General features: G+C 66.6%; 23 protein-coding genes. 10 read left to right on the forward strand and 13 right to left on the reverse strand.

What is annotated here, in order from left to right:
* Positions 1-103 precede the first annotated feature (103 nt).
* A complete protein-coding gene (locus U3649_RS17055; RefSeq protein ID WP_407352481.1) occupies positions 104-691 on the reverse strand; it encodes a helix-turn-helix domain-containing protein in 588 nt (195 codons plus the stop codon).
* A gap of 78 nt (positions 692-769) precedes the next feature.
* On the opposite strand from U3649_RS17055, the gene U3649_RS17060 reads away from it, so the two are divergent.
* Together U3649_RS17060 and U3649_RS17065 are read left to right on the forward strand one after the other, a co-directional pair.
* A complete protein-coding gene (locus U3649_RS17060) occupies positions 770-1231 on the forward strand; it encodes a hypothetical protein (RefSeq protein ID WP_407352482.1) in 462 nt (153 codons plus the stop codon).
* The gene (locus U3649_RS17065; protein ID WP_407352483.1) at positions 1228-2046 is read left to right on the forward strand and encodes a DUF2145 domain-containing protein; all 819 of its coding nucleotides are present in this window, start codon (positions 1228-1230) and stop codon (positions 2044-2046) included. The genes U3649_RS17060 and U3649_RS17065 overlap by 4 nt, the downstream gene beginning before the upstream one ends.
* A 178-nt stretch (positions 2047-2224) precedes the next feature.
* Here the strand turns inward: U3649_RS17065 and U3649_RS17070 are convergent, their stop codons facing one another.
* The gene (locus U3649_RS17070) at positions 2225-2872 is read right to left on the reverse strand and encodes a TetR/AcrR family transcriptional regulator (protein WP_407352484.1); all 648 of its coding nucleotides are present in this window, start codon (positions 2870-2872) and stop codon (positions 2225-2227) included.
* Between the two features lie 182 nt (positions 2873-3054).
* Between U3649_RS17070 and U3649_RS17075 the strand changes: the two genes are divergently transcribed.
* The 3 genes from U3649_RS17075 (at position 3055) to U3649_RS17085 (ending at position 6507) form a co-directional block, all read left to right on the forward strand.
* A complete protein-coding gene (locus U3649_RS17075; protein ID WP_407352485.1) occupies positions 3055-5532 on the forward strand; it encodes an acyl-CoA dehydrogenase in 2478 nt (825 codons plus the stop codon).
* A gap of 89 nt (positions 5533-5621) precedes the next feature.
* Positions 5622-6119 (forward strand): hotdog fold domain-containing protein, encoded by a 498-nt coding sequence (locus U3649_RS17080; protein ID WP_407352486.1) that lies wholly within the window; start codon positions 5622-5624, stop codon positions 6117-6119.
* Positions 6120-6129: 10 nt separating this feature from the next.
* Complete coding sequence (locus U3649_RS17085) at positions 6130-6507, forward strand: hypothetical protein (RefSeq protein WP_407352487.1); 378 nt, start codon at positions 6130-6132, stop codon at positions 6505-6507.
* Positions 6508-6613: 106 nt separating this feature from the next.
* On the opposite strand, the gene U3649_RS17090 is transcribed toward U3649_RS17085, so the two are convergent.
* Genes U3649_RS17090 through chrA form a run of 3 tightly spaced genes read right to left on the reverse strand, consistent with a single transcriptional unit; the run spans position 6614 to position 10505 of the window.
* The gene (locus tag U3649_RS17090) at positions 6614-7798 is read right to left on the reverse strand and encodes an NAD-dependent epimerase/dehydratase family protein (protein ID WP_407352488.1); all 1185 of its coding nucleotides are present in this window, start codon (positions 7796-7798) and stop codon (positions 6614-6616) included.
* Entirely contained in the window at positions 7782-9140 is a 1359-nt protein-coding gene (locus U3649_RS17095; RefSeq protein WP_407352489.1) for an NTP/NDP exchange transporter, read from the reverse strand. Before U3649_RS17095 ends, U3649_RS17090 begins: the two co-directional genes overlap by 17 nt.
* 45 nt (positions 9141-9185) lie before the next feature.
* Positions 9186-10505 carry a chromate efflux transporter gene (chrA, locus tag U3649_RS17100; protein ID WP_407352490.1) on the reverse strand — a complete coding sequence of 440 codons (1320 nt, stop codon included), beginning with the start codon at positions 10503-10505 and terminating at the stop codon, positions 9186-9188.
* A gap of 204 nt (positions 10506-10709) precedes the next feature.
* Between chrA and U3649_RS17105 the strand changes: the two genes are divergently transcribed.
* On the forward strand, positions 10710-12317 hold the full coding sequence (locus tag U3649_RS17105) for a GMC family oxidoreductase (RefSeq protein ID WP_407352491.1): 1608 nt from the start codon (positions 10710-10712) through the stop codon (positions 12315-12317).
* A gap of 432 nt (positions 12318-12749) precedes the next feature.
* A complete protein-coding gene (locus U3649_RS17110) occupies positions 12750-13208 on the forward strand; it encodes a hypothetical protein (protein WP_407352492.1) in 459 nt (152 codons plus the stop codon).
* A 171-nt stretch (positions 13209-13379) separates the two neighbouring features.
* On the opposite strand, the gene U3649_RS17115 is transcribed toward U3649_RS17110, so the two are convergent.
* The 4 genes from U3649_RS17115 to U3649_RS17130 all read right to left on the reverse strand — a co-directional run bounded on the left by U3649_RS17115 (position 13380) and on the right by U3649_RS17130 (position 19809).
* Positions 13380-15488 (reverse strand): Atxe2 family lasso peptide isopeptidase, encoded by a 2109-nt coding sequence (locus U3649_RS17115; protein ID WP_407352493.1) that lies wholly within the window; start codon positions 15486-15488, stop codon positions 13380-13382.
* Positions 15489-15529: 41 nt separating this feature from the next.
* Positions 15530-18181: a TonB-dependent receptor domain-containing protein gene (locus U3649_RS17120; protein WP_407352494.1), complete on the reverse strand. Its 2652-nt coding sequence runs from the start codon at positions 18179-18181 to the stop codon at positions 15530-15532.
* A gap of 150 nt (positions 18182-18331) precedes the next feature.
* Positions 18332-19291 (reverse strand): FecR family protein, encoded by a 960-nt coding sequence (locus U3649_RS17125; protein WP_407352495.1) that lies wholly within the window; start codon positions 19289-19291, stop codon positions 18332-18334.
* Positions 19291-19809 (reverse strand): RNA polymerase sigma factor, encoded by a 519-nt coding sequence (locus U3649_RS17130; protein ID WP_407352496.1) that lies wholly within the window; start codon positions 19807-19809, stop codon positions 19291-19293. The genes U3649_RS17125 and U3649_RS17130 overlap by 1 nt, the downstream gene beginning before the upstream one ends.
* Before the next feature lie 522 nt (positions 19810-20331).
* On the opposite strand from U3649_RS17130, the gene U3649_RS17135 reads away from it, so the two are divergent.
* Genes U3649_RS17135 through U3649_RS17145 form a run of 3 tightly spaced genes read left to right on the forward strand, consistent with a single transcriptional unit; the run spans position 20332 to position 22862 of the window.
* Positions 20332-20625, forward strand: a complete 294-nt coding sequence (locus U3649_RS17135; RefSeq protein WP_407352497.1) for a hypothetical protein — start codon at positions 20332-20334, stop codon at positions 20623-20625.
* Positions 20615-21868 carry a hypothetical protein gene (locus U3649_RS17140; RefSeq protein ID WP_407352498.1) on the forward strand — a complete coding sequence of 418 codons (1254 nt, stop codon included), beginning with the start codon at positions 20615-20617 and terminating at the stop codon, positions 21866-21868. The genes U3649_RS17135 and U3649_RS17140 overlap by 11 nt, the downstream gene beginning before the upstream one ends.
* A 10-nt stretch (positions 21869-21878) precedes the next feature.
* Positions 21879-22862 (forward strand): type VI immunity family protein, encoded by a 984-nt coding sequence (locus U3649_RS17145; RefSeq protein WP_407352499.1) that lies wholly within the window; start codon positions 21879-21881, stop codon positions 22860-22862.
* 68 nt (positions 22863-22930) lie between these two features.
* On the opposite strand, the gene U3649_RS17150 is transcribed toward U3649_RS17145, so the two are convergent.
* From U3649_RS17150 to U3649_RS17165, 4 genes are read right to left on the reverse strand one after another with little or no spacing between them, the layout of a single operon-like run.
* Positions 22931-23206: a hypothetical protein gene (locus tag U3649_RS17150; protein WP_407352500.1), complete on the reverse strand. Its 276-nt coding sequence runs from the start codon at positions 23204-23206 to the stop codon at positions 22931-22933.
* 52 nt (positions 23207-23258) lie between these two features.
* Positions 23259-23867, reverse strand: a complete 609-nt coding sequence (locus U3649_RS17155) for a hypothetical protein (protein ID WP_407352501.1) — start codon at positions 23865-23867, stop codon at positions 23259-23261.
* 46 nt (positions 23868-23913) lie between these two features.
* Positions 23914-25182 (reverse strand): DUF1963 domain-containing protein, encoded by a 1269-nt coding sequence (locus tag U3649_RS17160; RefSeq protein WP_407352502.1) that lies wholly within the window; start codon positions 25180-25182, stop codon positions 23914-23916.
* Between the two features lie 41 nt (positions 25183-25223).
* Positions 25224-25778, reverse strand: coding sequence for a DUF6714 family protein (locus U3649_RS17165; protein ID WP_407352503.1), 555 nt, complete (start codon positions 25776-25778; stop codon positions 25224-25226).
* Positions 25779-25889 lie beyond the last annotated feature (111 nt).

Here is a 25889-nt window from a genome sequence, read left to right on the forward strand (position 1 = left end):
TCTGCGCCAGCACCAGACTCACGCCTACACGCTCCTGTGCCGGCAGGGTCGCATCGCGGGCCAGCAGCCCGTCGAATTCCCGCGCCAGCTCGGCCAGCCGCAGTCACAGCTGGCGCACGCCGTCGATACTCAAGCTGCCGCTGAGCAGCAGCAATACGTCCTGTTCGCCATCGAACGGGTCGGCAAAATAATCGCCCAGCAGCGTCCGACGGAAATAGCGTTCCATCGGCCCGCCGGCACGCCATCGGAAGTTGCGCGCGGTCAGCAGCCTGGCGCGATTGCCCGGCTGCAACTCGATGATGCCGAGCCGATCCAGGTGCGCCAGCAAGCCGGTCCATTGCGCCACGTCGAAATCGAAATGCGCCAGCACGTCGTCCTGCCGCCAGCGATTGACGGTCAGGAACAGGGCCAGCAGCAGGCGCGGATCGTTCGCCAGCGCCCGCTCCTGCGCCTCGTCCAGTTCCGCCATGGCGCTGCGCCCGCGCCCGGCCTCGGCGCTGAGTTCGGCCAGCCCGATGTCGAGTGCGTCGCAGACCTGTTCCAGCCGCTGCAGGCTCATCGCGCGCAGCGAGAACATGCGCTTGACCGCGGCCTCGCTCAGCCTCAGCCGCGCGGCGAGCTCGCGATAGGTCAGGCCCTGCGCGCGCAGGCAGCGCTTCAAGGCGTCGACGAGTTCGATCGAGATGGCCACGGTATCGGAATCATAGTCCTCGGATCGATTCCAGCGTAACCCGGTCGATTTTCGTTGCGGTCCGGCCGGAACCCCGCCATGGTGCGGCGACACAGGGGGAACACCATGACCATCGTCCGTCCGGATCTCCGTCCTTCGATCCTGCTTGCCGCCGCCCTGGCGCTCTCCGGCCTTCCAGCAACGGCATGCGCCCAATCGCAGGCCGCCAGTCACCAATCCGAAGGCAGCCTGGCCGCCTCGCTGGAGGTCCCGCTCGCCGTCACCCATGCGCTGTCCGAGGGCGCCCGTTTCACCGTCACCGCGGTGCAATCGAGCGGCGAAACCGCGTTGCTCACCGTCTCCGCGGCGACCGCGGGTTCGGCCTTCGTGGTGCGCTTGTCGGCCGAGACCGTGCATGGGCTCGGCATCGTTGTCGGGACCGGCATCGTGGTCACGGCGGTCTCCACCGGGTGGATACTCAGCGCCGCCGGCGAAGCGCTGTGCTACATCGCCGATGCCGCGACCCGGCCCTTGATCCACTCGCACAGGATTTCCGGATGAGAGCCCCCGCGATCCTGCTGGCATTCCTGGTGGCACTGCCGCCGTCGGCGGCATTCGCCGGCACCGGCTGCGACCCGTCGCCGGTTCCCCCGGCGAAAGTCGCCGCCGCAGCGGAAACCGCGGTGCGGGTGGCGGCGGCCCTGGAACGGCAGGACGCGCCGGCCGCGCTGGTGGCCCGGGTCGGGACCGACCTGTCGGAGCACGGCCTGGTCTACAGCCATGTCGGCTTCGCGGTCCGAGACCATGACGCGGGACGCTGGAGCGTGGTGCACCTGCTCAACGAATGCGGCAGCGACCGCTCCTCGCTGCACGTCCAGGGCCTGGTCAATTTCTTCGCCGACGATCTGGTCAACCAGGACGCCCGCATCGTCTGGCTGCAGCCGGAACTCGCCAGGCGCCTGGCTGCGCACTTGAACGCCCTGCCCACCGACGCCCTGCACCAGTCCCGCTACAGCATCATCGCCCGCCCCGGCAGCCGCGACTACCAGAACTCGACGGCCTGGGTGCTGGAGACCTTTGCGGCGCAGCGCATCGACCCAGCGCTTCCACCGACGCGCGCGGCAGCCTATGCCCGGGCGCAAGCCGAGGAATTCCGGCCCGACCACATCCGCATCGCCTATGCAAAACGCGTGCTCGGCGGTCTGTTCTCGGCGAACGCCGCCTTCACCGACCACCCGGCCGGCACGCGGCTGTCCGGACGTTATCCGGTCGTGACGGTGCGCTCGATCCTGGACTGGCTCGAACGCCGCGGCCATGCCGTCGAGCAGCGCGAATGGCGCGGCGGGCAGCTGCAGCCGAGTCCCGGACCGGCGTGAGCGGCGGCACGACGGCAACCGTCTCCCGCCACTGCGCACTGCTGCTGGGACGTGTTTCGATCCGGCCGCGCTGTTGCTTCAGACGTTCAGCAGCGTTGCGTGCCATGGACTCGGCCTCGGCGGCCCGTCATCGCTCGCAGGCGCGTTGATCGCGGGCCGTTCACGAGACGGCACGGCTTCACCGTGACGATGCGTCATCCGGACCGACGGGCTCGGCCGGGATCAGCGTCGCCATGACGTGTTCGATGTACTCGTCGAACGTGTCGTGGTCGAGCCGCGATTGCGGCAGCTGCAGCGACAGCTGCAGGAATCCGACATAGGCGGTGTAGGCGAGTCGGGCGCGGTGCTGGGACTCGCTGCGGCCGAAGCCGACCTGGCGGAACGAGGCGGTGAGATAGTCCAGCCGGCGTTCCGAGACCCGTCCGATCACCGGCTGCACGATCGGGTGGTCGAGCGCCTGCAGCATGGCGCTGTAGATCACGTGCGACTTGATCTCGTGGGCGACCATGTGGATCAGCGCACGCAGGCGCTCGCGCGGGTCGGAGATCTTCTCCAGCGCACCGAAGACCGCTTCCTGCTCGACGTTCTCCCAGCGCTCCAGCGCCGCCTGCAGCAGCGCGTCGCGGGACGGGAAATGCCAGTAGAAGCTGCCCTTGGTCACGCCCAGGCGGCGGGCCAGCGGCTCCACCGCGACGGCGGCCACGCCCTGCTCGGCGATCAGGTCCAGGGCCGCCTGGGCCCAGTCGTCGGCGCTGAGGCGGCCGCTGCGTTCCGGCGGTTTCGTGGCGGGCGGCTTGTCGGAAGCCGGGGCGGCGGCGGAAGTCATGTCGGCAGTGTATCCATACGCCGGCGTGCGCAAAAGGTTCCGTCATGTTCTGGGGACGTGCCGTCCGCCATCATTGACAGGACCGGATGGGCTTACCATACTTGAGCGTATGGTCACGCCGCACGCGCACGTGCCGGGCGGCTGACTCCACCCACCGAGCCTCGCCGTCCCTGGAGTGCCACATGAGCGTCGCGATTCCCTTCCTCGCCCTTCTCCTCGCCGGCGCCTTCGCCGCCTACCACCGGCTGCGGCTGGCGGTCTGGGCCGCGATCACCGCCACCTTGCTGGTCGCCTGCTGGCTGCTCGGCGCCAGCCCCGTCGCGACCGCGATCGCGGCCGTGATCGTCGCGTTGATCGCGGTGCCGCTGCTGATTCCCGGCCTCCGCCGGCCGCTGATCACCAAGCCGCTGCTCGGCTTCTACCTGAAGATCCTGCCGCCGCTGTCGGAGACCGAGCGCACCGCGCTGGAGGCGGGCACGGTCGGCTTCGAGGGCGAGCTGTTCTCCGGCAAGCCCGACTGGGACGTGCTGCTGGACCAGCCCAAGGCGCTGTTGACCGACGAGGAACAGGCGTTCGTCGACGGCCCGACCGAGGAGCTGTGCCGGATGACCAACGACTGGGAGATCACCCATGTCGATGCCGACCTGCCGCCGGCGATGTGGGAGTTCATCAAGAAGAACAGGTTCTTCGGCATGATCATCCCGAAGGAATACGGCGGCCTCGGGTTCACCGCGCTGGCCAACCACAAGGTGATCCAGAAGCTGGCCTCGGTGTCGAGCGTGGTCAGTTCCACGGTCGGCGTGCCCAACTCGCTCGGCCCGGGCGAGCTGCTGATCCACTACGGCACCCAGGAGCAGAAGGACCATTACCTGCCGCGCCTGGCCGACGGCCGCGAGGTGCCCTGCTTCGCCCTGACCGGCCCGTTCGCCGGCTCCGACGCCACCTCGATCCCGGACTACGGCATCGTCGCCATGGGCGAGTGGAACGGCGCGCGCGTGGTCGGCGTCAAGCTCACCTTCGACAAGCGCTACATCACCCTGGCGCCGGTCGCCACCCTGATCGGCCTGGCCTTCCGCATGTACGACCCGGACGGCCTGCTCGGCGAGAAGCAGGACATCGGCATCACCCTGGCGCTGGTGCCGCGCGAGACGCCGGGCATCGAGATCGGCCGCCGCCATTTCCCGCTCAACAGCCCGTTCCAGAACGGCCCGATCCGCGGCAAGGAGGTCTTCATCCCGCTCAGCCAGCTGATCGGCGGCGAGGCCTACGCCGGCAAGGGCTGGCAGATGCTGGTCGAGTGCCTGTCGATCGGCCGCTCGATCACCCTGCCCTCCTCGGCCAGCGGCGGCGCCAAGATGGGCGCGATCGTCACCGGCGCCTATGCCCGCATCCGCAAGCAGTTCGGGCTGTCGGTCGGGCGCTTCGAGGGCGTCGAGGAGGCGCTGGCGCGCATCGGCGGCCGCGCCTTCGCGATCAGCGCGCTGGCGCAGGCCACCGCCGCGGCGGTCGCGCGCGGCGAGAACCCCGCGGTGCCGTCGACGATCTCCAAGTACCACTGCACCGAGATGGCGCGCGAGGTCGCGCGCGACGTGATGGACGTGCACGGCGGCAAGGGCATCATCCTGGGTCCGCGCAACTACGCCGGCCGCAACTGGCAGGCGGTGCCGATCATGATCACGGTCGAGGGCGCCAACATCATGACCCGCAGCCTGATGATCTTCGGCCAGGGCGCGATCCTCTGCCACCCGTGGGTGCTCAAGGAAATGAAGGCCGCGCAGCTGGAAGACGAGCGCGAGCGGCTGCACGAGTTCGACCGCAACCTGTTCGGCCACATCGGCTTCGCGATCTCCAATGCCGTGCGCAGCCTGTGGTTCGGCCTGACCGGCGCGAAGTTCGGCGCCGCGCCGGGCGATGCCTACACCCGCCGCTACTACCGCAAGCTCAACCGCTACTCGGCGGCGCTGGCGCTGATGGCCGACACCTCGATGCTGCTGCTCGGCGGCAAGCTCAAGTTCAAGGAGTCGCTGTCCGGGCGCCTGGGCGACGTGCTCAGCCAGCTCTACATCGCCAGCAGCATGCTCAAGCGCTACGAGGACCAGGAGCGTCCCGCCGGCGACCACCCGCTGCTGGCGTGGGCGTTCCACGACTGCGTGCACAAGATCGAGGTGGCGTTCTCCGGGGCGCTGCGCAACTTCCCGATCCGCCCGGTCGGCTGGCTGCTGTGGGCGCTGATCTTCCCGTTCGGCCGCCGCGCGGTGGCGCCGAGCGACCGCCTGGGGCACCGCGTCGCCTCGCTGCTGATGAATCCCAACGACGCCCGCGACCGCCTGGCCGAGGACGTGTTCACCACGCCCGGCGCCAACAACCCGGCCGGCCGCATCAACAGCTACCTGGCCAAGGCGATCCAGGCCGAGCCGGTCGAGCGCAAGTTCCTCAAGGCGCTGAAGAACAGCGACATCGAGGCGCTGGACTTCGCCACCCAGCTCGACGAGGGCGTGCGCGAGGGCTGGATCACCGCCGACGAGCGCATGCTGCTGGAGGAGCTGCGCGAGCTCACGATCGACACCATCAGCGTCGACGATTTCGATCCGCACGAACTGGTCGCCGCGAGCCACTACGACCGGCCGCAGGGCAAGGACTCGTCGCGCGAAGCGGCCTGAGTCCGCTCACCGGCGCGCCCGGCCGGGCACGCCGCGATCGAGGATTGCGCGCCCCGCCGTCGCGGCGGGACCGGAAGGGAGCGAGTGTCATGGGGGCATCGGTGCTGTCGCTGTACCGCAAGCTCGGGCGGCGGCCGCTGGGCCGCTGGCTGTTCTCGCGGCTGGTGTGCTGGAAGGCGCCGTACTTCGCCAGCGTCCGCCCGCGGCTGCTGTCGCTGGAACCCGGCCGCGGCGAGGCGAGCATCCGCCATCGCCGCCGTGTCACCAATCACCTGGGCACGGTGCACGCGATCGCGTTGTGCAACCTGGCCGAGTTCGTCGGCGGCCTGACCACCGACGTCAGCCTCCCGGCCGGCATGCGCTGGATTCCGAAAGGCATGCAGGTCGAGTACCTGAAGAAGGCGCAGGGCACGATGCGCGCCGTCGCCACGCCCGGCTTCGCGCCGCACGTGGCCGACACGGGCTACGAACTTCCGGTGCAGGTGGTCGTCTGCGATCCGCGAGGCGACGTGGTGTTCCGCGCCAGGATCGCCATGTGGGTCTCGCCGCGGGCCGCGGCGGGCGACGGCACCGCAACCGCCGGATAGCGAGGCCGCCATGTCGAACGAGACGCTGATTCTTCTCTGCGGACTGCACAGCCTCGGCTTCGCGCTGTTCCACCTGGCATTCTGGAAACTGTTCGGCTGGAAGCACGAGCTGCGCAAGATCGGCCTGCCCACCCGCGCGATCGTCCAGATCCTCAACCTGCGGCTGATCTACGTGTTCGCCGGGATCGCCGCGATCTGCTTCCTGTTCCCTTCCGAGCTGCACGCCACGCCGCTCGGACGCGCGCTGTTGCTGTTCATGGCGCTGTTCTGGGTCGGGCGCACGATCGAGCAGTTCGTGTTCCTGCGGGTGAACCATCCGCTGGTGCATGCACTGACCGCGTCGTTCGTGCTGGGCGCGATCCTGTTCGCGCTGCCGCTGCTCCGGTGACGGCCGCAGGGCCTCGCCCGCCGTAGAGCCGAGCTTGCTCGGCTCTACGGGTGCGGGCGGGGCATGGGTTTGTCAGTGCGCAGGCATGCCGGCGACGCCGCGTCCGTCACGCCTCCGACACCGTCTCGCGCGCGTGCCACGCCGCCAGCACCTCGGCCTCGCGTTCGGCCGACAGGCCGGCTTTCAGCCCTGCCTGCCGTTCCTCGGGCAGCGATCGCCACCACGCCAGGGCGTCGGCCACGGTCTCGTCCAACGGCCGATGGCGCAGGCCGGCGCGCTGCGCGCGCTCGGTGCGGGTGCGGCCGAAGCCGGCGTAGTCGCCCTCGGCCGGGATCCACACCGGCATGTCCTGCCACGGGCTGACCGCCTGCGCGGCCAGGAAATCCGCGGGCACCCAGGTCAGCGTCGAGGCGTGCCCAGGCGGCTGCGGGCAGGGCGCACGGACGCAATTGATCGTGTTGGCGCGCGTCGCAGCCGCCTGGCAGCTGGCCAGCAGCGCGCCCATGGTGAGCGCACCGGCCGGTGCGTCGGCGTTGAAGACGCCTACTGTGCCGCCCTCGATCAGGTGCAGCATGAAGGCCGCCAGGTCGCGCACGTCGATGAACTGCGTGGGATCCGCGGCGCTGCCCGGCGCCAGGATCTCGCCGCCGCGGTTGGCGCGCGCCGGCCAGTAGGTGAAACGGTCAGTGGGGTCCCCCGGCCCGACGATCAGCCCCGGCCGCACCACGGTCACCCGCCCCGGCATGGCCGCCTCCGCGGCGCGCTCGCACAGCGCCTTGAGGCCGCCGTAGGTCTCGCCGGTCACTTCGGTCACGGCCGGATCGTCCAGCTGCGCCAGCGGGCTGTCCTCGTCGTTGGCGACGTCGTTGCGGGCGTAGACCGAGACCGTGGAGATGATCTGGTAGTGCTTCGCGCGCGGCGCGAGCAGCCCGGCGCTGCGGGTGACGTCGGCGGGAACGTAGGCCGAGGTATCCAGCACCGCATCCCATTCGCGCTCGCCCTCCAGCGCCGACAGGTCGCTCTTGCGATCGCCCCGCAGCTGCTCGATGTCCGCGAACTCGGCCCCGTCGAAGCGCGTCGGATTGCTCTTGCCGCGGTTGAACAGGGTCAACCGGTGCCCGCGCGCCCGCGCCGCCTCGACGAAATGCGGCCCCAGGAAACCGGTTCCCCCTAGGATCAGGATGCGCAGCGGTTCGGGCGTGCGCCCGGGGGCGCCCCACGCCGAGACCGGCAACGCGAACAGGCTGGCGGTCGCCAGGCCGGCGGACAGGAACTCACGACGACTCTGCATGGCGGCGGACCTCATGGGCGTGTTCCGGCAGCCTGCGCTGTTCCCGCACCACCCGCCATGCGCCGAAGGTCATGCCCGCGGCCACGCCCAGGCCCGCCAGGAACACCACGCTGGAGCCGAACCCGGCCAGCAGCTTGTGGACCCAGACGAAGGTGACGTCGCCGCCGCGGTAGACCGCGGTGTCGATCACCGCCTTGGCCTTGTAGCGCGACTCGCGCGCCATGCGCGTGTACAGGGTCTCCCGAGCCGGCTTGTTGAGCGAGAACTCGCTGGCCCGGGTCACGACCTGCACCACCGCCACCAGCAGCGGCAACGGCGAGGCGGACAGCAGCGAGAACCCGACCAGGATCGCCACCGCCGGCAGCAGCAGCAGCGGCGCCACGCCGTAGCGGCGCAGCAGCCAGCGGGTCAGCAGCACCTGGACCAGGATGGTGAGCGTGTTCACCGCCCAGTCGATGGTCGAGTAGAAGCGGGTCGCGGCCTCTGCGGTGGGATAGTACTGGCGCACGATCGCCGCCTGCTCGTTGTACAGCAGCGTGCCGACCCCGACGCCGAAGAACATCAGGATCGACAGCGCGCGCAGCAGCGGGTCATGCCAGGCCAGGCGCAGCCCGGCCCAGACCGAGCCGCCCATCGGCCGTTCGCCGCTCTGCTCGCGATGGGTCCGCTCGCGGCGCACCGCCCAGGGCCGCAGCCTGACGATGCACAGCAGGCAGAGCGCCATGAACCCGGCCGACACCAGCAGCAGGTTGGCCACGCCCAGCGGCTCGACCAGCATCCGGGTGAGGGCCGGCCCCGACAGCGCGCCGAGGGTGCCGCCGGCGCCGATGTAGCCGTAGACCTGCTTGGCCTGGTCGTTGTCGAACACGTCGGCCATGAAGCTCCAGAACACCGTCACCGCGAACAGGTTGAACACCGCGATGTACACGAAGAACACCGCGCCGCGACCCGACGCATCGGTGTCGAACGCCCACCAGAAGCCGCCCAGGCAGGCGATGAACACCAGGTACACCGCCGGCAGGAACACCCGCCGCGGAAACCGCGCCACCAGCGCGCCGTACAGCGGCTGCAGCAGCAGCATCGCGAAGAACGTGCCGGTGAACAGGATCTGCAGCGTGTAGTCGCCGAGCGCGATGCCGCGGGCGGCGGCCAGGTCCAGCAGCCAGCGCGGGAACACCGCGGCCGCATCGCTCGACGCGCCCATGGCGTCGCGCACCGGCCGCAGCACGTAGTAGCCGCACAGCAGCGAGAAGAAGTACAGCAGCGCCCACCACAGCGCGGGCGAGGCGACAAGCGCGGCGCGGAAGCGCGCGATGCGCTGCTTCGGGACTTCTGCGGTCATGGACGTGGCTGCGCGGCGGACGCCCCGGGAGCATTCCGCGGCACGTTAGCCGATGCCTGCCGCTTGCGCCAGCAGCCCGAGCAACGCGCAGGCGCCAAGGGTCTTCAGCAGACTGACCTTGAAGCGCAGCATCGCCAGCATCGCGAAGGCGCCGAGCGCCAACGCCGCGGCGTCCAGCGAGGAAACGACCGGGAACGGCAAGCTCAGGCCCCAGCCCTGCCAGCGGCCGACCTCGGCGAACAGCACGTGGATCGCGAACCACAGCGACAGGTTCAGGATGACGCCGACTACCGCCGCGGTGATCCCGGTCAGCGCGGCCGAGAGCAGGCGGCGGTTGCGCAGGCGTTCGATGTAGGGCGCGCCGAGGAAGATCCACAGGAAGCAGGGAACGAACGTGACCCAGGTGGACAGCGACGCGCCGAGCACACCCGCGAGCAACGGATTCAACGTGCCCGGATCTCCATGGGCACCGAGGAAGCCGACGAAGGTGATCACCAGGATCAGCGGCCCCGGCGTCGTTTCCGCCAGCGCCAGGCCCTGCACCATTTCAGTCGGGCCGAGCCAGCCGTAGCGCTCCACCGCCTGCTGCGTCATGTAGGCCAACACCGCGTAGGCGCCGCCGAACGTCACCAGCGCCATCTTGCTGAAGAACAAGGCCTCGTCGGCGAAGACATGCCCCATCCCAAGCGTCGCCAGCAGCAACAACAGCGGCAGGCCCCACAACGCCGCGCCGCCCAGCAGTACCCGCAACGTCCAGCCCGCCGACGGATGCGCCTGCCGCGCAAGCGCCGCGTCATCGGCGCGGTCGACCTGCGCCGGCAGGAACACCGCCGGGCGCAGCCGCGCACCGGCCACGCCGGCGAGCGCGGCACCCGCGATCACCAGGGGGAACGGCACGCCGAAGGCGAAGATCGCCAGGAACGACAACGCGGCGATGCCCCACAGCAGCCGGTGCTTCAGCGCCTTGCGGCCGATCCGCAGCACCGCCTCGACCACGATCGCCAGGGTGGCGGCCTGCATGCCGAACAGCAGTCCCCGGATCACGCCCACGTCCCCGTACAGGACATACACGCCGGCGATGCCGAGCATCAGCACGAAACCGGGAAGCACGAACAGGATCCCGGCCGCCAGCCCGCCGCGGGTGCGGTGCAGCAGCCATCCGACGTAGGTCGCCAACTGCTGCGCCTCCGGCCCCGGCAGCAACATGCAGTAGTTCAGCGCATGCAGGAAACGCGCCTCGCTGACCCACCGCTTCTCCTCGACGACCAGCCGATGCATGAGCGCGATCTGCCCGGCCGGTCCGCCGAAGCTGACCAGGCCGATCTTGAGCCAGACGCGAAGGGCGTCCTTGAACGAAGGCTGCATGCGTCGGCCGGTCGTGGGAGTCCAGCGGAATCTGGCCCGAACCTCTCCGCGCGTCAACGCCGGCTTCGCGGCAGCCGACATCGCCACGGCGCCTGGCGGACGCGGTTCTTCCGCGCGGCCACTCCGCGGACAGCCGGAAGGCCGGCGCCGGACGCTTGCGCCGGCAAGAGCATATGCTCTAGCGCCGCCGCTTAGCGTCGCACGATGCCCGTCCGTCCCGCCGCGCCCGCCTACGACTACATCATCATCGGCGCCGGTTCGGCGGGCTGCGTGCTCGCCAACCGGTTGAGCGAGGATCCCGACGTCCGCGTACTGCTGCTGGAAGCCGGCCCGCGCGACTGGCATCCCTTCATCCACATGCCCGCGGGGCTGGCCAAGCTGGTCAATCGCAAGGGCGTGAACTGGGACTACGACACCGTGCCCGAGCCGCAGCTGGACAACCGCATGCTGTGGTGGCCGCGCGGCAAGGTGCTGGGCGGGTCGAGCTCGATCAACGCGATGTGCTACATCCGCGGCGTACCCGGCGACTACGACGACTGGGCCGCGCGCGGCGCGACCGGCTGGCACTGGGACAACGTGCTGCCCTACTTCCGGCACTCGGAGGGCAACCGCCGCGGTGCGGACGCGTTGCACGGCGGCGACGGACCGCTGGCCGTCTCCGACCTGCGCCACGTCAATCCACTGTCGCGGGTGTTCATCGAAGCCGCGCAGCAGGCAGAGCTTCCGCACAACGACGACTTCAACGGTCCGCAGCAGACGGGCGTCGGCCTGTACCAGGTCACGCAGAAGGACGGCGCGCGCTGCTCGGCCGCGGTGGCCTACCTGCGCCCGGCACGCGAGCGCCCCAATCTCACCGTCGAGACCGGTGCGTTGGTCAACCGCATCACCTTCGAAGGCGGACGCGCCAGCGGCGTGGTGTACGGCGCGCGCGGCCAAGCCTTCCACCAGCCCGCCGCGCGCGAGGTGCTGCTGTGCGGCGGTGCGATCAATTCGCCGCAGCTGCTGATGCTTTCCGGCATCGGCCCGGCGGATGAACTGCGCGCCCATGGCATCGCGGTACAGGTCGATGCGGCGGACGTCGGCGGCAACCTGCAGGACCATCTCGACATCTGCACGCTGTATCACGCCACCCAGCGGCTCACCTACGATCGCCTCAGCGATGCGCGCATCGCCTGGGGCTACTACCTGCGCAATCGCTCCGGCGCCGGCACCAGCAACATCGCCGAGGCCGGCGGCTTCGTGCGCTCGCGCCTGGCGCCCGACGACCGCGCCGACATCCAGCTCCACTTCGTCCCGGCGATGCTCGACGACCACGGCCGCAACCGCCTGCCCGGCGACGGCTACACCCTGCACGCCTGCTTCCTGCGCCCGCGCAGCCGCGGCCGCATCCGCCTGGCCAGCGCACGCGCCAGCGACAAGGCGCGGATCGAGGCGAACTACCTCGGCGATGCCGATGGCTTCGACCTGAAGATGATGGTCGAATGCGCGCGCCTGTCGCGCGAGATCCTGATGCAGCCGGCATTCGCCCCGTACCGTGGCGCGCCGATCCACCCGGCGCGCGAGGACCTGTCCGACCGCGAGCTGGAAGCCTTCATCCGCGCCAAGGCCGAGAGCGTCTACCACCCCGCCGGCAGCTGCCGCATGGGCGAGGACGCGGCCTCGGTGGTGGATCCGCAGCTGCGCGTGCGCGGCGTCGACGGCCTGCGCGTGATCGACGCCTCGGTGATGCCGGTCCTGCCCGGCGGCAACACCAATGCCCCCGTGATCATGATCGCCGAGCGCGCGGCGGATCTCATCCGCGGCTGCATTTGACCCGCGCCAGCACCGACGACTCGTACCGTTCACCTCGCCACCGGAACTCGCCGGCGCAGAGGCGTGCGACGCTCATTGCAGGTCGTCGTCGCTCCCACAACTCAGGAGGATCCGTGTCCGATATCTGTGGACCGCACCGGTATCGACGCGACATGCCGGCAATCCTTGCTGGTACACGAGCAAGGACTATGCTTACAGCAATTTCGGGCTGAAACTCGCTACCCGTGAGGCCATAATCGGATCTTAGTCACAGTGATACAGTACGGCCGGTGAAAGCCGGTCGTACCGTCGCGAAAAACCATGAATAGATGGCCTGCCACCGTATTACCGCTCGTGCTGCTTGCAGCGACTCCAACGTCGGCACAAGAGCCGCCGAGTGCAGGCGGAATGGTTCCCGGACCAGTCCGACCAGCGGGCGTTCCCGAGAGCCCCATGAGAGTCGAGACCGGTATAAATGAACCCGACACCGGACCGCTTGCGGCAGCCCTCCAGGAGCGATTTCGTGATCGTATCGCCGGGATCTATATCGAGCGAGAGCCGGATTTCCATGTCGTGGTCAGGCTGACCGGCAAGGAGGGAGAAGGCACCCTGCCTTACCAGCTCGGAGACGACAGGGTGCGAGTGGAAGTTCAGACCGGCGCGCTACATTCTGTCGACCAGCTGCGTGCCGCGCTTAAACGGCGCGACATCATTACGCACTTTCTCCCCTCTGGCCATGGCGGCTACGTCGATGAGCGTGCCGGCGATCTGGTTCTGACGGTGGACCTTGGAAACGAGGCTGCAGTGGGCAGTCGGGCGGCTCTCTCGGAAGCCTTGGGTGTACCGGTGCGCATCGTTGCTGAAGAGCGGGCTGTGGCTTCCCCCGCACCACAGCAGACGGAAGCAAGGTAATCCACCGCTTCCCCCGTCCTCTCCGCCTGAACACACCGGGACATCGAAGCATGCGTTGCACAACGCCCATCGAACCAGCGTCGGTACGCAAGGGGTCCAGCCCGCACCCGCATGAACGTAACTGCACGGTCGTCGTTGATAGCACCAGTCGACTACCCATTCACGCGCGGCCTACTCGTCTGCGCGGCTGGCTACGGCCGAGCAGTACCGAGGGGGTCGCGAACTGACCGGCTGTTCGCATTGCATCCTGCGCATCGCACGCCAACGCCGATGCTGTTCGCCCTTTGGTCCAGCGGGATCCTCGTAGTCCTGAAGCCAGAACCGGAACCAGTCCAGGTTGCGCTCGTAGGCGGAGAGCTTGGTGCGGGGGCGATATTTCCGGTGAGTCTCGTTGGGGTAGATCCACAGTTCTGTCGGCGTGTGCTCACGCAACAGGCGGATGTGGAATTCCAGGTTCGCTCGATACTCCCCTTCCGGGATCTGCATGAGGAACGGCGCATCGATCCGGTCGGCGAAGAAGGCGGGCGACAGCTCCTTCCACTTCTCCGGCGTGTCCTCCGGCGCACCCAACTCCCAGCGGCGAGCGATGACGTCCGCTCGGCCATCGACCTGCACACTGAACCAGTACCACGCAGGAGAGGTTTGCGTAGTGGCGACGGAAGCGGCACTGAGCAGGCTGGAATTGCCTGCAATCCATGCCACCACTTCGCCTCCGTAGCTCAGTCCGCCCATGCCGACCCGCTGCCTGTCGACGATGCTCCTCTCGTCGAAGAGGTCGATGATGCTTTCTACTCCATCGAGTGCAGTGGCATAGTCCTCCGCTGCGCTCTGATCCCACGCGCTCGGCAACACGGGACGGTTCACACAAAGCGATGCGATGCCGTGGCTGGCCAATGTCGTCAACGGCCATTCATCCCCGTACCCACCACGCAAATACCCGGGACAACGGAAGTAGGTGATGAAAAGCGGGAGGCGCTCGCGTGGCTTCCGACCCGCCGGCGTCACGAGGTGCCCGGTGAAGACGTGGCCCGCCCGGTCCGTCCATGACAGGAACTCCACTTCCGTGCTGTTCCGGCTGACCCTGCTCAGACGTTCGTTCGGATCGGCAAGGATCAACCGCTCTCCGCTGTCGAGATCCACGCGTTCCAGCCGCGGCGCCACGCTCGCGGAGGCGGAGACGCAGGCGGCATGGCGCAGGCCAACTGCGCAGGTCGACGCTTGGCCGTAGCGGTCGCCGGCGAACAGACCATCCGAGCCGACGATCAACCGGACCCCGCTCTCGCCCACACGCCACGCGTAGAGCGACTGCGCGAAGCCCCGCTCGATGTCCCGCACGGTGAAGACGAGTTCATCGTCACCGCGCCACACCATGGCTTCGATCACCAGCGCCTTGCATGCCTGGCAAGCCAGCGGCGGCGAGTTTCCTGCGGTTGCCAGCACGCGCAGCTCGGACGCCGGATAGGTGCCCGACAGCGTCGCGATACGTCGCCCATCGCCCGAAACGGCCACGGCCCTGGCGCCGGGAACGCGATCACCGGGACTTGCGCTCCGGCGTATGAAGTCCTCGACCTGGTCGCTCGACGCGGCAGACGCTTCCAGCGTATCGAGGTCGACCGTACGGAAAACCTTCGGCGCCTGCCAGAGCAGGGCCTGTCCATGGATCGTTCTCGGGCTCGCCAGCCGGCCATCGATGGGGTGGGAGCGGAACAAGTTCTGCTGACCGAAGATCGTGTCGTCGAATCGTACGCCCCGGTCGTACTCCACCATCTCCGCCCGCGCGATCGCTTCCCGTGCCGCGCCGACCCGGTAGACCAGGCTACGTCCGTCCTCGCTGAGCAGGAAGCGTTCGATGTTCGCGGCGTCGCTGGTGACCGGCTCTGCGCGATGGCCGTCCCGCGAAGCGCGCCAGACCTGCGCCTCTCCGTCGACCAGCGCCCGATAGTAAAGCCACCGGGAATCCCTGGACCATTGTGGTGTTTCCGCCACCGAGAACCCGGCCGAGTCGCGTAGCGGCGTTCCGCCGTCCGCAATGCGTACGGGCAAATCCGGCACATGGAGATTCTGCACGTACCAAGATGCGTCGTAGGCATTCCGCTCGATGGAGGCCCTTTCGGTGCGAAAGGCGACGCTCGCGCCATCCGGAGAAATCGCGACGCCTGACAGGTCCGTGATTTCGACCAACATCCTGGGCGTCACGCCCGGCACCGCCGCGCCAGTGTTGACGACCGGGGCCAACAGGCCTAGGACGACGATCAGCGCGCCCTTTGCCTTTGCTTTCATCGAACTTCCACCACCTGGATGGTCCCGTACCCTGCCATCCGTCACCAGCGCTTGCTGAGCATGAGACTGACGAAGCGCCCCAAAGCCGATGCGTTCTGCGGGTCGAAGCCCAGGCCGCGCGACAGCGGGCCTCCGCTCGCGCCGGCGACCGCCGGGGGCGGCCGGTCGAGCAGGTTCCTTGCCGACAGGCTCAGGCGCAGGCCACTGGTGAGGCCATCGCCATCTCCCGTGTCGTAGCTGAGCTGCGCGTCCAGGGTCGTCCATGAGCCGACGGGTACGTCTTGGTTCTCCGCCCCGGAGATGAACTCCCCGGTGTTGTCAGTCGACCCGCTGACGTGACTGACGATCCCGGTGGCCGCAATCCCGCCGCGGCTCCAGTTGAGCCCAGCACGCGCGCGGCGCTTCGCAGGAAAATAGACGTAGCCGGTCAATGTCCTCTCAGGCGAACCCGGCGTGTCGATCTGGCGGATGTCCAGCCAGCTCATGTCGGCGAAGGCATTGAAGTACCCGTCGCCCGCATTCCACTCATAGCTTCCGCTCAGGTCGACGCCGCGGATATCCTGCGAAGGCGCGTTCCTCTGATTGACCATAAAGACGCCGACCACCTTCTCGGGATCGAACGGCACGCCGAGGCTGTTGTTGAAGCGCGTGGGCGGCTGCAGCAGGGCCTCCAGGTAGTCGGCGGCCGGATGCTTGATCACCATGTGCTGGAACTGCGGGTTGTCCCAGACCCCGATCGTGTTGCCGCCGCTGACGATCCGGTCGCGATAGTCGATCTCGAAGTAGGTGGCGCTGACCCGCAGGCCCGATGCGAAATCGGGGGTGAAGTCCGCACCGGCCGTCCACGACCTGGATTGCTCCGGCCCCAGGTCCGGGTTGGCCCCGGACAGGTAGATGGCGAGCGCGTCCGGCGCTGCACCCGGCACCTGGAAGGTGCTGGCGTTGTACAACGTCGCCTCCCGGGCACCGTGCACCTGATACAGGCTCGGCGCCCGAAACGATTTGCCCCAGGACCCGCGCAGCTTGAACGATGTCCCATGCAGGTACACCAGGCCGAGCTTCGGGTTGAACACGCTGCCGAAGTCGTCGTAGGACTCGTAGCGTCCGGACGCCGAGAGATTGACGCTTCCCAAGGCGGACGCGTGGACGGGGATACTCAGTTCGCCATAGGCGTACTCCACGCTCCGCTCGCCGCGTTGCGCGGAGTTCACGAAGAACCCATCCAGTTCCTCTCCCCGATACCCCACCCCGAACGCCGATGTGACCCGCCCCGCCGGCAACGCGAACAACGGACCTTCCGCCGTCAACTCCGCTCCCCTCAGCCGGTTCTCGAAGAAGACGGCGTAAGGCTCGTACACGTTGTGGATCTCCAGGAAATCCTCCTTGTTCCTCGACAGGCTGACCGACGCCTCGCCTCGCCAGTCGGCCGGCAGCGCGAATTTCAGCCCGGCATTGATTCCGTACTGGCTCGTGTCGGTGGTTTGCCGCACGTTGAAGATAGTCGGTGGGCTGTACGAGTAGGTCGCGCCGCCCTCGACATCCTTGCGCGAGTACAGCGCCTCGGTGAAGAAGGACACCTGCGGGGTGATGTCCTGGTTGAGCATCAGCAGCACGCTGGTCCGGCCTTGCACCGGCAGCAGCGTCGATGGATCCAGCTGGGCCTGGCTCACGTCCCGCTGATCCGCATACAGCGCTTCCTGCTCGTAGCGTTCCACGTTCAGCAGCACATTGCCGGTCGACCAGGACTTGCCGACCAGCTGGCTGAACTGGCGCTCCGCCGCACCGCCACGGGAACTCCCACCGAACCTCACCGTCGTTTCGGCGCCTTCAAAATCGTCGCGCAGGATGAAATTGACCACCCCGGCAACGGCATCGGAACCGTAGATTGCCGAGGCGCCATCCGTCACGACCTCCACCCGGTCCAGGGCGGGTAACGGGATCATCCCGACGTCGACGGTATTGGCGTAGCCGTTGTATGCCAAGCGCCGGCCGTTGAGCAGGGTCAAGGTCGCGCCAGGTCCCAACCCGCGCAGATCGGCGCTGGAGGCCGCGGAGAAGTTGTTCGCCGGCGCCATCCCACCGATCGGGAAGGCGCCCGGATTCTGGTTGCCGGCGAATGCCTGCGGCAAGCTTCGGATGACGTCGCCCGTCGTCGCGTATCCGGATCGGTCGATCTCCTCGCGCTCGACGATGCGGATCGGCGAAGCCAGGCTGGCAAGCGTGGCGCCCCGGAGGTTCGTGCCGGTTACGACTACGTCGTCGAGCGTCTTCACGTCGACTGCCATCGTGTGGCTCGTGCTTTGCCTGCGCAAGCCGGTCGCGAGGGGATCATCCGCCGATCCGGGTGGTGTCTGGGCCCGTTCGCCGTCCGTCTCCCCTTGCTGCGCCTCCACCAGGAACGAACCGCCCTCAGTCGTCCGCACCACCAATCCGGAATCTTCGAGCAGTCTCTCGAGCGCCTGCCGCGCCGAGTAGCTGCCTTTGAGTGCCGGCGCCAGCCTGCCTTGCACCGTAGCGGGTTCGAATGCGACGTTGACGCTGCCCTTGCTGCCGACGGCCCGCAACGAATCGGCCAAGCTCTGTGCCGGCAGATCGAAGTCGTAGGTGACCTGCGCGTATAGTGCGACAGGCGCAGCGCAAAATGCCAGAGAAACTGCGGCAGCGAACAAGCAGCGGCTTTCCAATCGCGACATGGCAACTCCCCCGGTCGGTGTCGGCACGTCTGGCGACGGCTCTAGTTCGGTAGACGATTTGCCAGCGCTATCCGGACATGAAGCCGTCACATTCACGTGCGGCGACGACAATCAGCACGCACGGACGAGCTGCCGCCGTCCATCTTGAAATCAGCGTTTGAGGACGAGGTCCTCCTCGGAATGCTCGACGGTCAGAGCATGCAGCTGGGCAACCGTGCGGGCGAACTCGGCGGGATCGCGGGTGGCGAAGACGCCGGAAACCCGCAGCTGGCCCAATACCGGATCCTCCAGGCGCACGGGAGCGCCCCCGTAGCGGTTGATCTCGGCGATCGCCTCGGCCAGCGTCGCGTTGTTGAACATCGCCTCTCCGCGGCGCCAGGCCGCCATCGCCTCGATCCTGGGACGATCCACTGTCTGCCGGATATCCGGACCCAACGTGATCCGCTCGCCGGGCGACAGGACCGTCGCGTGCACCGGTCGTGCCTGGCCCTGCGGGGATGGCCGGCTCACTTCGACCCGGCCTTCGATCAGGGCAACGGCCAGATGGCCCCGATCGCGGCGCACGACGAACGTAGTGCCCAATGCGCGCACCCGATCCTCGCCTGCCTGGACTACGAACGGTCGCCCGGGCTGGCGCGCGACCTCGAACAGCGCCTCGCCGCGTTCGAGCCGAATGTGGCGTTCATCCTCGCCATAGGACACCGCGATCCGGCTGTCTGTGTTGAGGGCAATCCGCGTACCATCGTCCAGGACAAGCGTCCGCTGCTCGCCGACGGCAGTGTGGTAAACCGGATCCCCCGAAACGCGCCACGTGAGGCCGACGGCCACCGCGACCAGCGCGACGCAGGCGGCCAGCGCCATCGACACTCGGCGACGCCGATCAACGGCCATGGGCCTGGCGGATGGCACCGACAGCAGGGCCGCGCCCGGAATGATGTCCCAGGTATCGGTCACCCGCGCGAAGGCCTGCGCATGCGCGGGCTCGACCGCCAGCCAGGCCTTGAACGCCGCCTCCGTGGCCGGCGTGCGCGCCGGGCCCTGCAGCCGAGCCAGCCAGGCGGACGCCTCGGCCAGCACCACGTCCTCGACGATTTGCGAGTGGCTGCGCATCACCATCCGTCCATCCACTTGGTCAGAAACATCACCGCACGCGCGACCCGCTTCTCCACGGCCGCCACCGAGACGCCCTCGTTCGCAGCAACTTGAGCGAACGTCAGGCCATCCAGCCGTTGTGCCAGCAGCCACCGTCGCGTGGTCGGATCGAGTTGCGCCAAACCGGCACTGGCGCGGCGCAGACGCTCCTGCGCGCGGGCTTGCTCGTCCGGTTCGGGGGCGCCATCGGCGATCGCCTCCAGATCCAACTCACCAGCCTCGACCGGCGAGGTCTTGCGACGGCGCGCGTGGTCGCGGCCGATGTTCACCGCCGTCGTGACCAGGAACGCCTCCCGCGACCTCAGCTCGTGGGTGCGCGTGTAGGCTTCCAACCGCGCGAATGCCTCCTGCAGGACGTCATCGGCATCCTGCGGCGCCACGCCCTGTCGCAAGACAATGGCGCGAGCCTTCCTCAGCATCTGCAATGCCGCGCTCATTCCGGTCGCCAGCGCCCCGTCTCGCTTGTACTGTTTCACCGCGTCTTCTGTAAAGAGACGATCCCGGGGGAAAATCCGGACACGGCCGCGGTCTCAGCCGACATGATCACCGATCACCGAACGTGATCGAAGAGAGGAAAGTCATTGTGTGGCAACCACTTGCAGACTCTCTTGGCTTCCGGAGGAAGCCCGCAGAATGATGCGCCGCTCCTAAAGGCGCCCACCGCGCCCGCGGCAAGCCACCGTATCCGGGCAGGCAGGTCCCTTCAATGCACGCGCAGGCGGCTCGCCGCCCAGTTACGGCACACTGACAGGATGGCCCGGCACGATCTGGCGCAGCAGGTCCGAGTCTGACAGGCTGTAGTGGGCCCTGCAGAAGATCGGGCAAGCGGAACCGGACAGGGCGAACACTCGGAAGTGCCATCGTCCTCGACGCTCAGCGCAGGCGGCGGATCGGTCACCGCCCGGTCGACGATTTCCAGCAAGGCTATGGCGTATCGGACCGCAGGCTATGATCCGTCCCGGAGGGGTGGATGCCCACTCTTCCTGAGGCATGTGCAAATGGACCGACCAGATGCAACGTCACTATCGGGTGTGCTGGCAGGTGCGGACAGCACCCTTCAGGACGACGTGGTCGAGCGGGCCGTGCGCCGCTGCAGTGATTTCGTGGTTCGTCAGTCCGTCAGGAATCGACCGCATTGTCGCTGTTCACGGCAACAGGTGAAAGCGCTGAAAGCGGACCTTGCAATCGACCGTTATTCTGGATCAGATCTGCCGCAGAAATCAGGTGCGAAAAGCTGGGATTGGAAAGTCTTTCTCGAGATCGGCGGCTGGCGGATTGACGATGCGGCGTAAGACCGACGGCGCCTTCAGGCGAACCAGAAAGGTTGAAATGCGAAAGATTGCTGGAAAAAAACATATGTCGTTCCGCGCGCTCGCGTTTGCCGCGCTCGCATTCGCGATGGTGTTTCCGCTGACAATCGGGGAAGCCGTGGCCAATTACACGGCCGAGCAAATTTTCAGGATCGAAACCGAGGAAGCATCGGGATTCTCGCGACGGGAGATCGATCTCGGCGATACCGGTTTTTCGTTCTCCACCCTCGTCAAGAACGGCATGGATATCTCGACCGGCGAGGGAGCGCAGGAACCGGGCGAGCCGATCGCCAGGATCTACGAGCCGGAGAACCGCGAGGCGCTGATGATCGAGGTCCATCACGTCGAGTTTCCGTCTTTTGCAGAAGCTCCCAGTGCCGGCTACGGGTTCCTTGCGCGGCAGGGATACAATCGCGTCCTCCAGGACAAGGCCAAAAGCAATGCCGGTTTCGGCTACCTCGCCGGAAGCGTTGTCGAAGAGAATGGCGACTACACCCGAATGGCCCGGGTGGCCGCGATCACCCATGGCAAGGACGTTCTCATCATATATGCCGTGTTCGACTACGACGCTTATCCTGAGGTGGAGGAGGCGGTGGCCCATTTCCTCGGTGCCATCAAGATGGATGAAACGGGCGCACCAGCGGATGCGCTCCGCGATATGAAGACGTCCAGCGGCGAGCGCTTTCTCGTCCCCACCGATCTTGCGCTTCAGGAACTCGATACAAAGGGCGAACCCTCCGGGACATCCGACTACACGCTCACCCTGGAAGGCCAGGAATATCCGAATCTTCTCGTCATGATCCGTCCGATCACGCTTGAGGAAGGACGCGACCTCGGCGTCAAGATGATCGATCAATTCACCAAACAGGTCGAAGAAAACCCCAAGGCTTCATTCGCCGGCGAGGCGCAATTGCAGACCCACAAGTCGGACAATGGCGAACCAACTGCGCATTCCTATGCGCGCGGTTGGGATACCGACACCAGCGCCTATCTTGTGAGCGAGTTCATGATCCAGGAAAACGCCGATGCAGAGGCGACCTCGATCATCGCGCTGAACACGTTCGACGTGCGCCGCGGCATCGATACCTTCGATGATGAAGCGAAGGACATCATCTTCAAGAGCTGGGTAGCAGGCGCCTCGGCCTATTCCGCCACCTATATTTCGCTTCAGGAGGGAGCCGACCATTACCTGCGCGACCTCGACATCCGTGCCATTGGACATTGAGCTCGGTGCCATGGCCGAAGCTCACCTCGACCCGAAACGCGCAGCCGAACTGGATGGCATTGAGCTGACAGACGGTCGCGGCAATGCCGCGGCAAGGATCGGATTCGCGCTCGAGCTTTATTTCACGGGCGGCGAGACGGTGGAAACCAGGCTCGCCCTTTGCGAGATATTGCGAGACTATCACGGCTTTTTCAGCACGGAGATCTCGCACTATCTCAAGGTTGACGCGAACCGCCCGACCCGCATTTCGGATGAGGTCTATCTCGACTACTACGAGGAACAGGCACGCGCATTGAACGCGCAGGAGCCGTTCGACGCGACCGTTTTCGGCTATCCGCAAAAGAAAATTGTAGACGAGCCCACGCCGGTGAGCATCTCCTTCGCCGCGACAGGTCCCGAGCCGCTATCGCCACGCGGCCTGTCCCATCTCTGCGCCTATTTTTCCGCCGGGTTCATGTCCGAACGCGGCTATGGGTTTCTCGTCGATATTGTGAAGCGCTGGGCGGCGCGGCTGAATGCGCTTCATGGGAGCGCGGGCTACAGTGTGCTTTTCGAGCACGGCATATTCGGCGGGCACGGCGTGCTTTCTGTCCTGCCTGCATTGAAGCGTTTTCCCGGCCTCGACTTTTCCGATCCCGGAATGTTCATCGCGGAGTCGGCCGGCAGCGACGGGAAATCCATCAAGTCGATCAACTGGCTGACCGTTCTGTGCGACGAATTCACCGGCCGCCTCGGCGCGCACGCAGGACTCGAAGCCAAACTCAAGCCGGCCTGCCTGATCCACGAGTATGATGGCGGGATCGTCATCCAGGCCGGTGACCAGCCTCAATTGGGCGACGTCAATCACGGCATCGTGCTCGACGGTTATCGTCGCGTGGCGGAAGCCCTGAAGCCCATTCGCTTCGAGGCCTACAGGCGCGGCCTTTTCGTCCTGTCGACGGAGTTCGACGAACTGGAAGAGACGGGCAAGTGGCTTGCCCGCTTTGAAGCATGACCTCAGACCAGGGCCGACGATCTTCTTTTCGGCCATGCCGCCTGCTTCGCCTTCGAGAACGGCCATCGTCAGGCGTGCGGCAGCGCGCCCTCGATACGAGGGCAGATTACTATCGTAGCTTTCGCGACCAGATAAATTTCTACTTTCCGCACGACGCGCGCCGCCCGCAAACCATCGGCGACGTCGATGTCGTCGCCTATCTGCAGGAGCATATGAACTCGCTGCCTCACGACGATGAGGTCGGGATCAACGACTACATACGGTTCGCGGCCGAGTTGTTCGGTCAAGCCGCGATCATAAGCGCCGTCATAGAAGGGAAGGATCGGCGTATCTTCTGCGGACATGCGGAACATTCGGCACTCTGCCAGCGCGGGGATATGCATCGGGCGCGCCGGTTCAACCGTCAAAGGAATACGCCACGAACTGGTCGAGTTCGTTCTCCGGCCGGTAAGGCACCCTGCGTAGCGTCACGGCTCGCTGCTGGAAGTCCGGTTCCGCCTCTGGCATCGCGCGAATCCCGTGCTGCGGGGAGGTCGTGCTGAAGCAATGGAGCGATACCGCGAGATTGTCGAAAGCCGCTTCAACGGAGCGATAACGACCGGGCGCTCCATTCGCCTTCTCGAACAGGGCCAGAACCTCGCGGGCGTCAAGCGTGAAGACGGGCTTGTCTTCGTAATGCGCCTTTTCATGGCGAGCTTCGACGGACACCGCATCCAGGCGACGGTCCCTGTATTCGAGCAGAACGGTCGCATGCCCCAGCAGAGACTGCGTATCGAGATCGGCCATCGACTGTGCGTTACGCCGCATGTCCTCGATGATTTCTGCCGGCAAGGAGCCCTCCATCTGGGCAATCACCTCTTCAAGGTCGGACGCAACGCCGGCCTGAGACATCAGTGGGCTCGGCTTGCCATAAAGATCTGCCAGCGCGGCCACTTCCTCCGGCGACAGCCCGAAGGTGAGGCGCCCGATTCCCTGCCCCGGAGCGATGAGCCAATCCTTGTCCATGTATATCCCTTCCAATGTGCAGGCGGCCCCTTTCCCCGAGCCCGCTTCAACTCTGTTCATAGACGACCCACGCCCGATCGAAGCGACGTGCCACCAGGTCCTCCTCGCGCAAGAGGAAATTCACCGAACCGGGCAACATGTTGCCGACCCCCTCGTCGGGGCCGAGTTGGAAGATCAAACGCCATGCGCCGGCGTCCGCCAGAATGGCCTTGGCCTTCTTTCCCTTCCAGTCACCCATGGTCGCAGGGTCTATTCCGTTCGAGGCGAATTGCGCAAACGCCAGCATATTGCTCTGCACCGCGCGCGGCCATCCGCCCAGTTGGTGGCGGTCGGCTTCCGGCTCGCCGGGCCAGCCCACCTCGCCCAGAAGCCATTCGTCGTAGGACGACAACTGACGACCGCGCAGGCGGATACCCAAGCCCTCGAGGGATTCGAGCGTTGTCGTCGTCGCGGCCGACCTCGCCTTGATGGCGGCAGGCTTGAGCGTTGCTTCGGGAACGACAGCGTCGAGAAATGCCAAGGCCGGCGGCAACGGCGTGCGTACAAGCTTTGCGGCGGACGTTTCGTCGTGGAAGACGAGGAAACCGGTTCGCGAAGCGGGGTCTTGCGAATCGGGGAGCCCCAAAAGGTCATAGAACAGATAGAGGCGACCCTTGCGCGGTAGCGTCGGATCGAACCCGGCTTGGCCGGCGAAGGACGTGACGTCGATCTGCGCCACGAAGGCGAGCGGGAAGTCGCTCGTCAGCGCCTCCGCTTTCGCTGCGGCATATCGCCCGGCCGCTTCAGCCTCTTCCCGGGTGGGGATCGGCGGCAGGTCGAAGTCTTCTCCCTCGATCATCTCCCGGTAGCGTTGCTTCTCCTCGTCGGTGTAGCTGTCGTCGGTTTCGAGTTCCGCCAGTTTCTTTCTCGATTCCTCGCGCATGCGCTCCATATCGCGTGCCAGGTTTTCTCGGTAGCGCTGCGTCTTTTCGATGAGCTTCTTTGCCTTGGCCGATGTCATCCATGGCGGGGGCAACCCGGCCGACGCCATGATGCCGGCTCCGTCTTCGAGTTCGCGTTCCGCAGCTTCCCTGGCGTCGGGATAGGGTGAACGTGTCGGCCATACGAAGCCGGAGGGCAAATCCGGACGTCCGCCGATCCTGGTCGCACCAAGCGGAAAGGTTTCCTCGTCGGCAGGAGCCGTGGCCAGCATGAGCGCCGGGCGGGCCGTTGCCCGCAATGCCTGCCTTATGGCCCCCGGCAGGCCAGTCTGCTCCAGCCGCTCGCCCAGCGCCTCTTCATCCGCAGGCCAGCCGCGTATCTCATACTCGCTCATCTACCGTCCCTTCTGCGCAGCACTGATCGTCACGGGCATCGTCATTCCGATACCTGCTGAAGAAAGGCGCTCCAGTAACGCTCGAGAGATTGGCGCACGATCTTCTCGTCCTCCGTTGTCAGTTCGACGATTTCCGGCAGCAGGACGAGAAAGCGGGCTACCGCGCGCTTCTGCGCATCGTTCAGCAGCGAAAAACGGTGAGCCGCGCGATCAGGGGGATCGTCCAGATACAGACGCAGCCCGGACAGCGTCCCGATGGTCCTCATCGACAAGGGATCATAGTCGTCGAGCAGGCTGAGCAGCAACGCCGGCAGATAGTAGCGAAAGCCGGCGGGATCGAAATGGGCGATATTGTCACGTTCCAGTTCCCGGAGCGTCACCTGCGTCCAGTCGTCGACGATGTCGTTCGCGGTCATCGCGCGATATTGCTCGTCGGTGATCGGGCTGCCGTCCGGATTTTTGCCCCAGCAGTCGATATATTCCGCGTGACCGATGCTGGTTCCGTCGCCCAGCACGACGCCGGTGAAAGCAAACCGAATCTCGTTCTCGATGTCACGTCTTGCGGCAGGGACGTCCGCCTGCAAATTCATCTTCATTTTCCGCTCGTCACGCCGAACCCAACCCAGCAAGCCGCCCATCGAAACCCGATGAGGTTACGCGATCCGCTTCGCATCTTCGTTCACCGAAATGGTTGGCGGCTTCAAAGC

The sequence above is a fragment of the Luteimonas sp. R10 genome (assembly GCF_045689605.1).
Classification (GTDB): Bacteria; Pseudomonadota; Gammaproteobacteria; order Xanthomonadales; family Xanthomonadaceae; genus Luteimonas.

Coding starts and splice junctions, on each gene's coding strand:
- U3649_RS17165 (WP_407352503.1), bottom strand. CDS start 25,778: ATGAAGATGAATTTGCAGGCGGACGTCCCTGCCGCAAGACGTGACATC.
- U3649_RS17085 (WP_407352487.1), top strand. CDS start 6,130: ATGTCGAACGAGACGCTGATTCTTCTCTGCGGACTGCACAGCCTCGGC.
- U3649_RS17150 (WP_407352500.1), bottom strand. CDS start 23,206: ATGTCCGCAGAAGATACGCCGATCCTTCCCTTCTATGACGGCGCTTAT.
- U3649_RS17120 (WP_407352494.1), bottom strand. CDS start 18,181: ATGTCGCGATTGGAAAGCCGCTGCTTGTTCGCTGCCGCAGTTTCTCTG.
- U3649_RS17075 (WP_407352485.1), top strand. CDS start 3,055: ATGAGCGTCGCGATTCCCTTCCTCGCCCTTCTCCTCGCCGGCGCCTTC.
- U3649_RS17125 (WP_407352495.1), bottom strand. CDS start 19,291: ATGCGCAGCCACTCGCAAATCGTCGAGGACGTGGTGCTGGCCGAGGCG.
- chrA (WP_407352490.1), bottom strand. CDS start 10,505: ATGCAGCCTTCGTTCAAGGACGCCCTTCGCGTCTGGCTCAAGATCGGC.
- U3649_RS17065 (WP_407352483.1), top strand. CDS start 1,228: ATGAGAGCCCCCGCGATCCTGCTGGCATTCCTGGTGGCACTGCCGCCG.
- U3649_RS17145 (WP_407352499.1), top strand. CDS start 21,879: ATGGCCGAAGCTCACCTCGACCCGAAACGCGCAGCCGAACTGGATGGC.
- U3649_RS17135 (WP_407352497.1), top strand. CDS start 20,332: ATGGACCGACCAGATGCAACGTCACTATCGGGTGTGCTGGCAGGTGCG.
- U3649_RS17090 (WP_407352488.1), bottom strand. CDS start 7,798: ATGCAGAGTCGTCGTGAGTTCCTGTCCGCCGGCCTGGCGACCGCCAGC.
- U3649_RS17160 (WP_407352502.1), bottom strand. CDS start 25,182: ATGAGCGAGTATGAGATACGCGGCTGGCCTGCGGATGAAGAGGCGCTG.
- U3649_RS17070 (WP_407352484.1), bottom strand. CDS start 2,872: ATGACTTCCGCCGCCGCCCCGGCTTCCGACAAGCCGCCCGCCACGAAA.
- U3649_RS17115 (WP_407352493.1), bottom strand. CDS start 15,488: ATGAAAGCAAAGGCAAAGGGCGCGCTGATCGTCGTCCTAGGCCTGTTG.
- U3649_RS17140 (WP_407352498.1), top strand. CDS start 20,615: ATGCGGCGTAAGACCGACGGCGCCTTCAGGCGAACCAGAAAGGTTGAA.
- U3649_RS17060 (WP_407352482.1), top strand. CDS start 770: ATGGTGCGGCGACACAGGGGGAACACCATGACCATCGTCCGTCCGGAT.
- U3649_RS17110 (WP_407352492.1), top strand. CDS start 12,750: ATGAGAGTCGAGACCGGTATAAATGAACCCGACACCGGACCGCTTGCG.
- U3649_RS17080 (WP_407352486.1), top strand. CDS start 5,622: ATGGGGGCATCGGTGCTGTCGCTGTACCGCAAGCTCGGGCGGCGGCCG.
- U3649_RS17155 (WP_407352501.1), bottom strand. CDS start 23,867: ATGGACAAGGATTGGCTCATCGCTCCGGGGCAGGGAATCGGGCGCCTC.
- U3649_RS17095 (WP_407352489.1), bottom strand. CDS start 9,140: ATGACCGCAGAAGTCCCGAAGCAGCGCATCGCGCGCTTCCGCGCCGCG.
- U3649_RS17105 (WP_407352491.1), top strand. CDS start 10,710: ATGCCCGTCCGTCCCGCCGCGCCCGCCTACGACTACATCATCATCGGC.